General features: G+C 69.9%; 9 protein-coding genes and 1 tRNA gene. 8 read left to right on the forward strand and 2 right to left on the reverse strand.

Features of this window, described 5'->3' with window-relative positions; genetic code table 11:
• The first annotated feature begins 96 nt into the window (after positions 1-96).
• From QA861_RS05565 to QA861_RS05595, 7 genes are all read left to right on the forward strand, one after another.
• The gene (locus QA861_RS05565) at positions 97-2586 is read left to right on the forward strand and encodes a molybdopterin oxidoreductase family protein (protein ID WP_334587091.1); all 2490 of its coding nucleotides are present in this window, start codon (positions 97-99) and stop codon (positions 2584-2586) included.
• Positions 2583-3074 (forward strand): hypothetical protein, encoded by a 492-nt coding sequence (locus QA861_RS05570; protein ID WP_334587092.1) that lies wholly within the window; start codon positions 2583-2585, stop codon positions 3072-3074. Before QA861_RS05565 ends, QA861_RS05570 begins: the two co-directional genes overlap by 4 nt.
• Before the next feature lie 409 nt (positions 3075-3483).
• Positions 3484-6588: an FAD-binding and (Fe-S)-binding domain-containing protein gene (locus QA861_RS05575; RefSeq protein ID WP_334587093.1), complete on the forward strand. Its 3105-nt coding sequence runs from the start codon at positions 3484-3486 to the stop codon at positions 6586-6588.
• A 42-nt stretch (positions 6589-6630) separates the two neighbouring features.
• On the forward strand, positions 6631-8454 hold the full coding sequence (locus QA861_RS05580; protein WP_334590460.1) for a thiamine pyrophosphate-requiring protein: 1824 nt from the start codon (positions 6631-6633) through the stop codon (positions 8452-8454).
• Complete coding sequence (locus QA861_RS05585; RefSeq protein WP_334587094.1) at positions 8451-9560, forward strand: enolase C-terminal domain-like protein; 1110 nt, start codon at positions 8451-8453, stop codon at positions 9558-9560. The genes QA861_RS05580 and QA861_RS05585 overlap by 4 nt, the downstream gene beginning before the upstream one ends.
• Positions 9561-9577: 17 nt before the next feature.
• Entirely contained in the window at positions 9578-11350 is a 1773-nt protein-coding gene (locus tag QA861_RS05590; protein ID WP_334587095.1) for a glycoside hydrolase family 15 protein, read from the forward strand.
• Between the two features lie 2 nt (positions 11351-11352).
• On the forward strand, positions 11353-12384 hold the full coding sequence (locus QA861_RS05595; RefSeq protein ID WP_334587096.1) for an SDR family oxidoreductase: 1032 nt from the start codon (positions 11353-11355) through the stop codon (positions 12382-12384).
• Between the two features lie 170 nt (positions 12385-12554).
• Here the strand turns inward: QA861_RS05595 and QA861_RS05600 are convergent.
• Positions 12555-12628, reverse strand: a tRNA-Pro gene (locus QA861_RS05600).
• A 289-nt stretch (positions 12629-12917) separates the two neighbouring features.
• Here QA861_RS05600 and QA861_RS05605 point away from each other — a divergent pair.
• Positions 12918-13322: an excalibur calcium-binding domain-containing protein gene (locus QA861_RS05605; protein ID WP_334587097.1), complete on the forward strand. Its 405-nt coding sequence runs from the start codon at positions 12918-12920 to the stop codon at positions 13320-13322.
• 10 nt (positions 13323-13332) lie between these two features.
• Here QA861_RS05605 and QA861_RS05610 read toward each other — a convergent pair whose 3' ends face one another.
• Positions 13333-14100 (reverse strand): NPP1 family protein, encoded by a 768-nt coding sequence (locus tag QA861_RS05610; protein ID WP_334587098.1) that lies wholly within the window; start codon positions 14098-14100, stop codon positions 13333-13335.
• Positions 14101-14196 lie beyond the last annotated feature (96 nt).

Raw genomic sequence — 14196 nt, forward strand, 5'->3', positions numbered from 1 at the left:
TGTCATCCCCCCGCTGGCGCGTTACGGGGCGGCGGGGAAGGGTACCGATGAGCGGTCGGCGTACCAGATGCCGTCGGATGCCGCCGGGAGGTAATCGTGGATGATTCCGTGGACCGGGTCGCGCAGCCGTGGGGAGGGCGTACCCCCTACGGTCGCCATGAGCCGTGGCCGGCGCGCGTGGACACCTACCTGGCCGAGGGCGTCGAACCCGGCATGGTGCATCGGTGGGTACAGACGGCGTCGGTGCTGCATTCCGACGGGGACGCCATGGACGTAGCGGTGCGAGACGGCCGGCTGGTCGGTGTGCGGGGCCGGGTGACGGACCGGGTCAATCGTGGCCGTCTGGGGCCGAAGGATCTGTTCGGATGGCAGGCCAACGCCGCTGCGGACAGGCTGACCAGGCCGCTGATCCGTCAGGACGGACGCCTGGTCGAGTGCTCGTGGTCGACGGCGATGGACAAGGTGGTCGCCATGTCACGGGAGCTGATGGGCAGCCGGGGGCCGGGAGCGATCGGGTTCTACACCACGGGCCAGTTGTTCCTGGAGGAGTACTACACCCTGGCCGTGCTCGCGCGGGCCGGTGTCGGCACCAACCATCTGGACGGCAACACCCGGCTGTGCACCTCCACGGCGGCCGAGGCGCTGAAGGAGTCCTTCGGCTGCGACGGTCAGCCCGGCACGTACGACGACATCGATCACGCGGATGTCATCGCCCTGTTCGGCCACAACATGGCGGAGACGCAGCCGGTTCAGTGGATGCGCGTCCTTGACCGGCTCGCGGGCAGTGATCCGCCCCGGCTGGTGTGTGTCGATCCCCGTCCTACCCCGGCGGCACGCCAGGCGACCGTGCATCTGGCACCGCGCGGCGGAACCAACGTGGCCCTGCTCAACGCCCTGCTTCACGAAGTCATCCGTGCGGGTCATATCGACGATGGCTACGTCGCGGCCCACACGGTCGGCTTCGAGGAACTCGCGGCCCGAGTCGCGCACTGCACACCGCAGTGGGCAGCCGAGATCTGCGACATCCCCTCTGCCCGGATCAGGGAAGCGGCCGAAGTACTCGGCACGGCCGACAGGCTGCTCTCCACGGTGCTGCAGGGCGTCTACCAGTCCCACCAGGCCACTGCCGCCGCCGTGCAGATCAACAATCTGCACCTGATCCGCGGCATGCTGGGACGGCCGGGCGCCGGGGTGCTTCAGATGAACGGGCAGCCCAGCGCCCAGAACACGAGGGAGTGCGGTGCCAACGGCGACCTGCCGGCCTTTCGCAACTGGGAGAACGACAGCCACGTCGCCGACCTGGCGAAGGTCTGGAACGTCGAACCTGAGGACATCCCGCACTACGCACCGCCGACTCCTGCGATGCAGATGTTCCGCTATGCGGAGCAGGGATCGATCGGCATGCTGTGGATCAGCGGCACCAACCCGGCCGTGTCGCTGCCCGAGCTCTCCCGTATCCGCTCGATCCTCTCTCAGGACCGGCTGTTCGTCGTGGTGCAGGACCTCTTCCTGACCGAGACCGCGCGACTGGCCGACGTGGTGCTGCCGGCCGCGACGTGGGCCGAGAAGACCGGCACGTTCACCAACGCCGACCGCACGGTGCACCTGTCCGACAAGGCCGTCGAGCCACCCGGCGAGGCCAGGCCCGACCTGGAGATCTTCCTCGACTACGCCGCTCGCATGGACTTCCGCGACAAGGACGGCGGCCCGTTGATCACCTGGCAGGACCCTGAGACGGCGTTTGAGGCGTGGAAGCGGTGCAGCGCGGGCAGGCCCTGCGACTACACCGGACTCACCTATGCCAAGCTGCGCGGCGGGACGGGTATCCAGTGGCCGTGCAACGAGCAGACACCCGAGGGGACCGAGCGCCTCTACGCAGACGGCATCAGCTGGGCCCACCCGGACGACTGCGAGAGCTACGGCAAGGACCTGGTCACCGGGGCATCGGTCGGTGTCGTCGAATACCGGTCCCTCAATCCGGACGGCAAGGCCGTGCTCAAGGCCGCAGAGTACCTGCCGCCCCACGAGCCGCCGGATGAGGACTACCCGTTCCAGCTGACCACGGGACGGACGATCTACCACTTCCACACCCGCACGAAGACCGGCCGCGTGCCTCAGCTGAACTCCGCCGCACCGGATGTGTGGGTGGAGATCTCGAACGCCGACGCGGCCGCCCAGGAACTTGTTGAAGGCGACCTGGTGGAGGTCACCACACCGCGCGGAGCTCTGCGGGCGCGTACGCGCGTCACCGACATCCGTCCAGGGCTGTTGTTCGTGCCCTTCCACTTCGGCTACTGGGACACTCCCGGCGGACACGGCCCCGATGACAGCACGCCAGGACGCGCCGCGAACGAGCTGACCGTCACCGACTGGGACCCAGTCTCCAAACAACCCCTCTTCAAGACCGCCGCGGCCGCTCTGCGCCTCCTGGAACGCGGCGACGGCAAACCCGCGCCGGCTCCTACGACCGCGGCCTCCGCCCCCATGGCTGCGGCCGGCGTGCCCGCCACCACGGGGGGCGCCTCCGCGCACGCCACGCAGACGGCGAGCGACGACCAGAGCGGTCAGGAAGGGGAGGGGGCATGAACGGCATCAATCTCGTCCTGCGCGCCGTCCATCACGGTGAGCGGCAACTCGCTGAGGATCTGAAGGTCGTGGCCGACCGCCACCGCGCCGAGCACGAGGTCCACCATGTCGCCACCGACCTGGCCCGATGGTCTCGCGAACACGTCCAGCGAGTGGCGGACACCGCGCACGCTCACGGTCTGGACCTGGCAGACGCGCCCGACGCCTCTTCCTCAGGGCTCCTGGCAACGCTACGGGAGAAAGCAGCCGACGCGGTGGGAAGCCGGCCCGAGCCCGGCCTCCTCCTGCTGCGGGACCTGCGCGAGCTGCACCTGAGCGCAACGGAGAACTCCGTGTACTGGGAAATGCTCGCGCAGGCGGCCCAGGCCACGAAAGACAGCACGCTCCTCGAGCTTGCGTCTTCCTGCCATCCGCAGACACTCCGCCAGATGCGTTGGACCAACACGATGATCAAGAACTTGGCTCCCCAGATACTGACGGGTCTCTAGGGCCTCCCGCTCTCACGCTCACCCGTCGTCCAGTCGGACGAACGGTGTGGATCTCGCCGAAATACTCCCCGAAATTATCATTGCGCAATGCAATGGTGGGTACCCGGAGGCCGGAGGCTCTCCAAGAGCCCCGGTTCCCGGCCGAAGGGCGTGAGAAGGATGGCGGCAAAACCATCGGGAGGCACCGGCGGGGCGCGGAACCCGAGATCCGCGGGCCTGGGGAACATCCGCTGAATGCCCTCCGCCGTCGCGTTCCCGGGGCGTGGGTCTGGGCAGACCGCCCAGCTGTCGCACCTGCCCGTGCTGTTCCCACGCTCTTCCTTCCGCTGATCCGCAGCACTGGTCGAGACGTTTCCACTACCTGGCTCCCGCCTCGTTCACGGGGCAGCCCAGAGGGACGGATTTCCCGATGACCCGTACATCACGACACAGGACCCGCGGCGCAAGCGACGGGCGGAGCGAGTCTGTCGACGTGGTGGCACTGGAGACCGCGCTGGCAGACGTGGTCGATGGTGAGGTCCGCTTCGACGCGGGCAGTAGGGGCGCGTATGCCACGGACGGTTCCAACTACCGGCAGGTACCCCTGGGCGTGGTCATTCCGCGCAGCGTGGACGCCGGGGTTCGGGCGGTGGAGGTGTGTGCGCGGTTCGGTGCCCCGGTGCTGTCCCGGGGCGGGGGAACCAGCCTGGCAGGACAGGCGACCAACGTCGCAGTGGTCATCGACTGGACCAAGTACTGCCACGCACTCGTGTCCGTGGACCCCGATGCGCACACCTGTGTGGTGGAGCCGGGGATCGTCCTGGACGAGCTCAACCGGCAACTTTCCGATCATCGTCTGCAGTTCGGACCGAAGCCGTCCACGCACAGTCACTGTGCCCTGGGCGGCATGATCGGGAACAACTCGTGCGGGGCGTCGGCACAGGCGTACGGCAAGACCGTGGACAACGTGCGCCGTCTGGAGATCCTCACCTACGACGGTCTACGCATGTGGGTGGGACCGGTTTCCCAGGAGGAACGCGGCCGGATCGCAGCGGAGGGCGGCCGCCGGGGCGAGATCTACGACGGCCTGAACCGTATCCTCACCCGGTACCTGGCGGACATCCGGCAGGGCTTTCCGAAGATCCCACGGCGGGTGTCCGGCTACAACCTGGACTCGCTGCTGCCGGAGAACGGCTTCGACCTGGCCAAGGCCCTCGTCGGCAGCGAGGGCACCCTGGTGACGGTACTGCGCGCCGAACTCGACCTGGTGCCGGTGCCGCCGTACCAGTCGCTGCTGGTGCTCGGTTACGACGACATCTGCGACGCTGCGGACGACGTACCCGAGTTGCTGCGACACTGCTCGCCCGGCCAGCTGGAGGCCCTCGACGGCCGGATGGCGCAGCTCATGCGCGAGGAGCACGCCTACCTCGACTCCCTCGACACCCTCCCGGACGGCGACAGCTGGCTGATGCTGCAGTTCGTCGGCGACACCCAGAAGGACGTCGACGAACAGGCGCACGCACTGCTGCGCGCTCTGGGGCGTGACGAGAAGGATGCCACGGTGGCCTTCTCCGACGACCCTGAGCGAGAGCAGAAGATGCTCAGGGCACGCGAGGCCGGGCTCGGCGTGACCGCGCGCCCGCCGGACGGCCGGGAGACGTGGGAGGGCTGGGAGGACTCCGCCGTCCCACCCGAACGGCTGGGCGACTATCTGCGCGACCTGAAGAAGCTGTTCGAGGAGTTCGGTTACGACCACCCGTCGCTGTACGGGCACTTCGGACAGGGCTGCGTGCACACCCGCATCCCGTTCGGGCTGAAGACCGCCGAGGGGGTGGCCGACTTCCGCCGCTTCGTGGAACGCGCAGCCGACCTCGTGGCCTCCTACGGCGGGTCCCTGTCCGGCGAGCACGGGGACGGCCAGTCCCGCGGCGAGCTGCTCACCCGGATGTTCGGGGAGCGGCTGGTGACCGCCTTCGGCGAGGTGAAGGCGCTCTTCGATCCGGACAACCTCATGAACCCGGGCAAGATCGTCGACCCCAATCCCGTCGACGGACAGTTGCGGCTCGGCCCGGCGTGGCGTCCGGCAGGCTCGGACACACACTTCGGGTACCCGCAGGACGAGCACTCCTTCACCCGGGCGGTGATGCGCTGCGTCGGCATCGGCAACTGCCGCAGCCACCAGGGCGGCGTCATGTGCCCGTCCTACCGCGCCACGAAGGAAGAGGAGCACTCCACGCGAGGGCGCGCCCGGCTGCTGTTCGAGATGCTCGACGGCCACGCGGACTCCGCGGTCACCGACGGCTGGCGCTCGACCGAAGTCCGCGACGCCCTCGACCTGTGCCTGGCCTGCAAGGGCTGCAAGTCTGACTGCCCGACAGGCGTCGACATGGCCACGTACAAGGCCGAGTTCCTCGCCCACCACTACGACGGCCGCATCCGCCCTGCGGCGCACTACTCGATGGGCTGGCTGCCGGTGTGGACCCGGCTGTCCCGGCTCGCACCGTCGCTGGTCAACAGCGCGCTCCGAGCACCGGGGCTGGCGAGGGCCGGCAAGCGGCTGGCGGGTGTCGACGGAGCCCGCCAGGCGCCCGTGTTCGCGCCGGAGTCGTTCCCGCAGTGGTGGCGGGCCCGTGCCGCGGACGATCCGGATCCCGCCGACGCACGGACCGTGGTGCTCTGGCCCGACACGTTCAGCTCCTATTTTCATCCGTCGATCGCGACCTCGGCGGTGCGGGTCCTGGAGGACGCCGGCTTCCGCGTCGCCGTGCCCACGGAAGCCGTGTGCTGCGGCCTGACCTGGATCTCCACCGGACAGTTGACCATCGCGAAGAAGGTCCTGCGGCGCACGCTCGACGTCCTGCGGCCGTACATCGAGGCAGGCACCCCGGTCATCGGCCTCGAACCCTCCTGCACCGCCGTGTTCCGGGCCGACGCGCCCGAACTGATGCCGGACGACCAGGACGTACGCCGTCTGGCCGGCCAGTTCCGCACCTTCGCGGAACACCTGGTCAACCACGCGCCCGAGGGCTGGCAGCCGCCCGCGCTGGCCCGGCACGCCGTCGTGCAGACCCACTGCCACCAGCACGCGATCATGAAGGACGACGCGGACCGTGAACTGATGCGCCGGGCCCACCTCGACGCCGACGTCCTGGACGAGGGCTGCTGCGGGCTGGCCGGCAACTTCGGTTTCGAACGCGGCCATCACGAGGTCTCCATGGCGATTGCCGAGCACGGCGTTCTGCCCGCCGTCCGCGCGGCCGCTCCCGGCAGCCTGGTGCTCGCGGACGGCTTCAGCTGCCGCACCCAGATCGAACAGGCGGACACCGGCCGCAGGGCATTGCACCTGGCCGAGGTGCTGGCGCTGGGTCTGGACGGGAACCTGCCCAGCGAGCATCCAGAACGCCTCGCGCGGCGCCCGGCCGAGCCCTCACGCGCGGGTCGCTGGGCGATCACCGCAGGTTCCGCGGCCCTGACGACGGCTGCGGCCGTATGGGCCGGCCGCGGTGCCGCGCGCCGTCTGCGCCGCCACGCGTAGCCGAAAGCCATCCGACACGTGCTTCACGGAAAGGTCACCATCATGTCGATGAAGGTCTCCGACCACATCCTCGAGCGTCTGCGGGCCTGGGAGGTCGAGCATGTCTTCGCCTACCCGGGCGACGGCATCAACGGCCTCCTCGCCGCCTGGGGCCGGGCTGACAACAAGCCCCAGTTCATCCAGGCTCGGCACGAGGAGATGGCCGCCTTCGAAGCGGTCGGCTACGCGAAGTTCTCCGGCAAGGTCGGCGTGTGCGCCGCCACCTCCGGCCCCGGCGCCATCCACCTGCTCAACGGCCTGTACGACGCCAAGCTCGACCACGTGCCCGTCGTCGCGATCGTCGGGCAGACCAACCGCAGCGCCATGGGCGGCTCCTACCAGCAGGAGATCGACCTGCTGAGCCTGTACAAGGACGTCGCCTCCGACTTCTGCGAGATGGTCACCGTCCCGGAACAGCTGCCCAACGTGCTGGACCGGGCCATGCGCACCGCCATGGCCCGCCGCTCCGTGACGGCCGTCATCATCCCGGCCGACGTGCAGGAACTCGACTACTCCGCGCCCGCGCACGCCTTCAAGATGGTGCCCTCCAGCCTGGGCATGTCCCAGTACGCCCCGATCCCGGCCGACCCCGACATCGAGCGCGCCGCCGAGCTCCTGAACGCGGGTGAGAAGGTCGCCGTCCTCATCGGCCAGGGCGCCCGCGGGGCCCGGCCGGAGGTCATGGAGGTCGCCGAGCGACTGGGCGCGGGCGTGGCGAAGGCACTCCTCGGCAAGGACGCCCTCGACGACGAGCTGCCCTACGTCACCGGTTCGATCGGCCTGCTGGGCACCCGCCCGTCGTACGAGCTGATGCAGGACTGCGACACCCTGCTGGTCATCGGATCCAGCTTCCCGTACACGCAGTTCCTGCCCGAGTTCGGCCAGGCCCGCGCCGTGCAGATCGACATCGACCCCCACATGGTGGGCCTGCGCTACCCCTTCGAGATCAACCTCGTAGGGGACGCCCGGGAGACACTGCGCCGACTGCTGCCGCGTCTGGAACCGGCCAGGAACGACGGCTGGCGCAAGACGATCGAGAAGAACACCGCCCGCTGGTGGGAGGTCATGGAGCGGCGCGCGGCCGTGGACGCCGACCCGATCAACCCCGAGTACGTCGTGCACACCCTGAACGGCCTGCTGCCCGAGAACGTCATCCTGGCCGCCGACTCCGGCTCCGCCGCCAACTGGTACGCCCGCCACCTGCGGCTGCGCGGCGGCATGCGCGGCTCGCTGTCCGGCACGCTCGCCACCATGGGACCAGGCGTTCCCTATGTGATCGGAGCGAAGTTCGCGCACGGTGATCGCCCGGCGATCGCCCTCGTGGGCGACGGGGCGATGCAGATGAACGGTCTCGCCGAGCTGATCACGATCGCCAAGTACTGGGAGCAGTGGGCCGATCCGCGCCTGGTGGTCGCCGTGCTGAACAACCAGGACCTCAACCAGGTCACCTGGGAGATGCGCGCGATGTCCGGCGCCCCGCAGTTCCTGCCCTCGCAGTCGCTGCCCGATGTGGCCTACGCCGACTTCGCGCGTTCGCTGGGCCTGGGCGGAACGCGGGTGGAGAAGCCGCAGGACGTGCAGACGGCCTGGGAGACGGCGCTGGCAGCCGACCGGCCCTTCGTCCTCGACTTCCGCACCGACCCGGCGGTACCGCCCATTCCGCCGCACGCGTCCCTCGACCAGATCGAGGCCGCGGCTGCCTCCGTCCTCAAGGGCGACAGCGACCGCACCGCCATGATCCGCCAGGGCTTCAAGGCCAAGGTCCAGGAAATGCTGCCCGGCCACCGCCACCGTGAGGACCGGCCCGGAGCCGACGAGGCGCCGTGACCGCCGAGGAGACCGTGGAGCGGCTGGACACCGCCGTCTACACGGTGCCCACCGACGCGCCGGAGGCGGACGGCACCCTGAGGTGGACCAGCACCACCCTCGTGCTCGCCACCGTACGGTGCGGCCCTGTCACCGGCCTGGGGTACACCTACGCGCCGGCGGCCGCGGCACGGATCATCGACGACGTGCTCGCGGGCGTCGTCGTCGGTGGCCCCGCCTTCGACGTGCCGCGCCTCAACGAGGCCATGCACCGCGCGGTACGCAACGCCGGCCTGCCCGGCGTCGCGGCGCAGGCGATCGCCGCTGTGGACATCGCTCTGTGGGACTGCAAGGCCCGTCTGCTCGGACTGCCCCTCGTCCAGTTGCTGGGCGCCGCCCGAGACGACGTGCCGGTCTACGGAAGCGGCGGATTCACGACCTACGACAGCGATCGCCAGGACCGCCAACTGCGCGGCTGGGTCGAACAGGAGGGCATCCCGCGGGTCAAGATCAAGATCGGTGAGTCGTGGGGGCGGTGTGAGGAGCGCGACCGTCGGCGCGTGGCCGAGGCCCGCGCGAGCGTCGGAGACACCACCTCCCTGTATGTGGACGCCAACGGCGCCTACAGCGCGAAGCAGGCCGTTCGCGTCGCCGGCGCACTGGCCGATGCGGGCGTCACCTGGTTCGAGGAACCCGTCTCCTCCGACCACCTCACCACCCTCGCCCACATCCGCGACCAGGTCACGATGGACGTCACGGCCGGCGAGTACGGATACACCCTGCCGTACTTCGAGTACATGCTCGCCGCCGGGGCGGTGGACTGCCTGCAGGCGGACATCACCCGCTGCGGCGGCATCACCGTCTGGCTGCGCGCCGCCGCCCTCGCCCAGGCCCGCGGCCTCGACATCTCCGGCCACTGCGCACCGCACGCCCACGCGCACGCCGCCGCGGCGGTGCCCAACCTGCGCCACCTGGAATGGTTCCACGACCACGTCCGCATCGAACGCATCCTCTTCGACGGCGTCCTCGACCCCGCAGGCGGCAGCATCGACCCCGGCAGCGGCGGCGAAGGCGGTCTGGGCCTCGCCCTGAACGCCGACCGCGCACAGCGGTACCGGGTGAGCTGAACAGGAGGCCGACACTCATGAGCACCTCGTACCCACCCCACACGCTGCACGACTACGCGCTGCTGGCCGACGGGGAACGCGGCGCGCTGATCGGACCGGACGGCGCCGTCAGCTGGCTGTGCGCGCCGGCCTGGCACGACGACGCCGTCTTCGCCTCCCTCATCGGCGGACAGGGCGTGTACGCCATCACTCCGCGCGCCCCGCACGTCTTCGGCGGCTACTACGAAGAGGGCACCCTCATCTGGCGCAGCCGCTGGGTGGGCGTCGACGGCATCGTGGAGTGCCGTGAGGCACTGGCCTTTCCCGGTGAACCCGGCCGCCTCATCCTGCTGCGGCAGGTGCGGGCCGTCGACGGAACGGGCCGCCTGACCGTCGTCCTCGACCCGCACGGCGGATACGGGCGGGAGCCGCTATCGCATGCTCACCGGCGCGATGACGGGGTGTGGGAAGTGCGCAGTGGCACCCACCACCTGCGTTGGCAGGGAGCGCCGTTCGCCGTCCCCGGGGCAGCGGGCCTCACCGCCGAGATCGAACTCCAGCAGGGCGAGAGCCACGACCTGATCCTGGAGTGCTCCGGTGCTCCGCTGCCACGGGAGCTTCCCCGGGCCGAACCCGCCTGGGCCGCCACTGAATCCGCGTGGCGGCGGACGGTGCCGCCGCTCACGAAAACCATCGCCCCCACGGACGCGCGCCGAGGCTACGCCGTCCTGCGCGGTCTGACCTCGCACGGCGGCGGAATGGTCGCGGCCGCCACCACCAGCATGCCGGAGCGAGCCGAGCAGGGCCGCAACTACGACTACCGGTACGTATGGATCCGCGACCAGAGCCTCGCGGGGCAGGCCGCGGCCGCCGCGGGCGCCCCCGAACTGCTCGACGACGCGGTCCGCTTCGTCAGTGAGCGGCTGCACACGGACGGGCCGCGGCTGGCCCCCGCCTACACCGTGCACGGCACGAACGTGCCCGGTCAGCAGGATCTCGACCTGCCCGGCTATCCAGGGGGTTTCGACCGCATCGGCAACTGGGTCCGCGAACAGTTCCAGCTCGACTGCTTCGGCGAGAGCCTGCTCCTGTTCGCGGCGGCCGAACGTCACCACCGACTCGACGACACCGCCCGACAGGCCGCCGGCATCGCTGTACGGGCCATCGCCGAGCGCTGGCAGCAACCCGACGCCGGTATCTGGGAGCTCGACGACCGCATGTGGACCCACAGTCGGCTCACCTGTGTCGCCGGTCTGCGAGCCGTCGCCGCCGCGGCACCACGCCACCCCCTCGCCGCCACCTGTACCCGGCTCGCCGACACCGTGCTCGCCGCCACCTCGGCGACCTGCCTGTCTCCGGAGGGGCACTGGCAGCGCGCTCCCAAGGATCCGCACGTGGACACCGCACTGCTGCTCCCCCTCGTACGGGGCGCCCTGCCCCCCGGCGACGCGCGCATCCGCGCCACCCTGGACGCCTGTCGGCGCGAGCTGACGCAGGACCACTTCGCCTACCGCTTCCGCCACGACGACCGCCCCCTGGAAGAGGCCGAGGGCGCCTTCCTGCTCTGCGGGTTCGTCATGGCGCTGGCCGAACACCAGCAAGGCGACGCCGTCGCCGCGCACCGCTGGTTCGAACGCAACCGTGGCGCCTGCGGTGCGTCGGGCCTGTACGCGGAGGAGTTCGACATCGCCCAGCGGCAACTGCGCGGCAACCTGCCGCAGGCGTTCGTCCACGCGTTGCTGCTCGAAACCGCCGCCCGCCTCGCCGCACCCCCCGCCCAGCCGCAAAGCGCTCTAGCACAAAGGAATTGACCATGTCCGTGAACGTTGTCATCACCGGCGCCAGTGCCGGGATCGGCAGAGCGACCGCCCGCCTCTACGCCAAGCGCGGCGCGAACATCGTCCTCGTCGCCCGCGGGCATGCTGGGCTGCGAGCCACCGCCGACGAAGTCGAGGCCCTCGGCGGCCGCCCTCTTGTGCAGGTCGCCGACACCGCGGACGGGCCGCAGGTCGAGGCCGCCGCAGCCGCAGCGGAGGAAGCCTTCGGCCCCATCGACGTGTGGATCAACTGTGCCTTCACCAGCGTGTTCGCGCCTTTCGACGAGATCACGGCCGAGGAGTACCAGCGGGCGACGGATGTGACCTATCACGGGTTCGTCCACGGCACCCGGGCCGCGCTGAAGCGGATGCTGCCCCGCGACCGCGGCACGATCGTGCAGGTGGGTTCCGCGCTCGGTGAGCGGGCCGTCCCCCTGCAGTCCGTGTACTGCGGCGCCAAGCACGCCGTCAACGGCTTCACCTCCTCGGTACGCACCGAGCTGCTCCACCGCCGCAGCAACGTGCACATCACGATCGTGCAGATGCCGGCGGTCAACACACCCCAGTTCTCCTGGGTGCACTCCCGTCTGCCCAGGCATCCCAGCCCCGTCCCGCCGATCTACCAGCCCGAAGTCGCCGCCCGGGGCGTCCTGCACGCCGCCGACCACCCGCACCGCAAGCAGTACTTCGTCGGAGCCAGCACCGTGGGCACCATCTGGGCCAACCGCTTCGTCCCAGCGCTCCTCGACCGGTACCTGGCCCGTACGGGCTTCGACTCCCAGCAGACCGACGGCCGGCCGACCGGTGAAAGCAACCTGTTCGAGCCCGTCGACCGGTCACCTGGCAGTGACCACGGCGCCCACGGCGTCTTCGACGACTCTTCCCACGCCCGTTCCTGGCAAGCCGTCACGGCACGGCACCCCGTCCTGTCACTGGCTTGCGTCGGTCTCGTCGCCGGCGCGGCCGCAGCCGCGCTACGCAAGCGGAGTGGCGCGTTTCCCACATCACGAGAAGCTCCCCATGAGTGAGCCGGACGACGAAGCGCCGAACGATCCACCGGGTGCACGCTCTTTCGCGGAACAGGCAGGCCGAAGACGAACTCCTCGACCCACGGGCGGTCCCCGACTGGTCCCCGGGAATGACCAAGGGCCGGTTTCGGATATCTCCGAAACCGGCCCTGCCCTACGACTGTCTCCAGTCGGGACGACAGGATTTGAACCTGCGACCCCTTGACCCCCAGTCAAGTGCGCTACCAAGCTGCGCCACGTCCCGGTGTGCTGACGATCCACGGTTGCCCCGCGTGATCGCACAGACAAACCCTACCGCACACCCGCCCTGCCTCCGAGCGGTCACGGAACGGTCACCGAGATATCAAAGGCCCCTTACCGTCCCATCCGCCGCACTACCGTCGTCCCACCCGAAAGACAACAGGGGGACGATCATGAGCAACCCGTACAACACTCCCGGGAATGTGCCACCGGCTCCGATACCGGGGCCGACGCCAGGCCGCCAGGGCCCGAGATGGGCTCGTAAGAGATTCGTCCTGCCCGCCCTCGGGCTCGTGTTCTTCCTCGGCGTCGGCATCGGTGGAAGCGGTCAGGGGGACGGCAAGGACCCGGTGGCCGCCGACCCGACGCCCACGGCGACCGTCACGACGACAGCGACCGCCACGGTCTCGGCCACGGTGACAGCCACGCCCGAACCCGCCCCCACCGTCACCGTGCGGGCGACCAGGACGGTGACGGCCGAGCCTGCGGTCGACACCGACACCGACACCGACACCGACACCGGCTCGGGCACGGGATCGGGCACGGGATCGGACGGCGGCTCCGGGTCCGGTGACGACAGCGTGTACTACGAGAACTGCGCGGCCGCCCGCGCCGCCGGAGCCGCCCCGGTGCATGTCGGTGATCCCGGCTACGCGCGGCATCTCGACCGGGACGGCGACGGCGTCGGCTGCGAGTGACGGGCAGATGTCAGGCGTTCGGGTCGAACGCGATGCCCGCCGGCATTGCCGCCGCCAGGTGGGAGGCGAAGTTGCCGTCCTTGAGGCCGAAGTTGGCGCTGCCCCAGTCGGCGGAGGTCAGTTTGTCACGGATGCCTGACGGATAGCCGTTCCAGCCGACCAGCGCCGGGAACTGCCAGGTTCCCTTGTGGTTCTCCGGCGGCTCGTCGTTGGTGCCCGCGAGGCGGAAGCAGTGGGTTCTGATGCCGTCCTTGTGGTAGACGATCTTGGGGTGCGTGCCGTCCCAGCGGACCTGGTCCCTGGTGTGGATGCTGAAGCCGCCGTGGTTGGAGGTCGAGACGTACTCCGCCACGCCGTCCCGCACCCACACCACCACGTGCTCCCAGTCGTGCCGGTGTCCCCCGATGCTGCTGCCCGCGAGTGCCTGGTCCTTCTCGAAGTAGAGGCCGTAGATGATCGCGCACCAGCCGTTGTCGCACTTGTAACGGGAGTAGCCGTTGGTGTTGTCGAGGTCGGCGGCGTCCCTGCACTGCCCGTTGAGGGAACCGGTCGGCTTGAGGCCGCCGTTGAGGGTGCCCGTGGGGCCGATGGCGGGGGTGGGGTAGCAGCCGTCCGTGTCGTAGTCGTACGCCGGCTGGTACGTCTGCTCGGTGCTGTCCGCGTCGGCCGGGAGGGGTCCGGGCGGGGCGGCGAGGGCGGTGCCGGGAAAGGCGACGACCAGCGCGACCGCGCTGCCGAGGACGAGCGAGGCTCTGCGGGTGCGCACAGGTCTCTTCACGGGGGCCTCCTGATCGATGCCGTGCGGGGTACGGCGTTAGGTCAGATTGGCATGCCCATATCATGGATCGGTCACTCGTTGAGGGCCCCTGCCCTG

The organism is Streptomyces sp. B21-083, assembly GCF_036898825.1.
GTDB lineage: Bacteria > Actinomycetota > Actinomycetes > Streptomycetales > Streptomycetaceae > Streptomyces.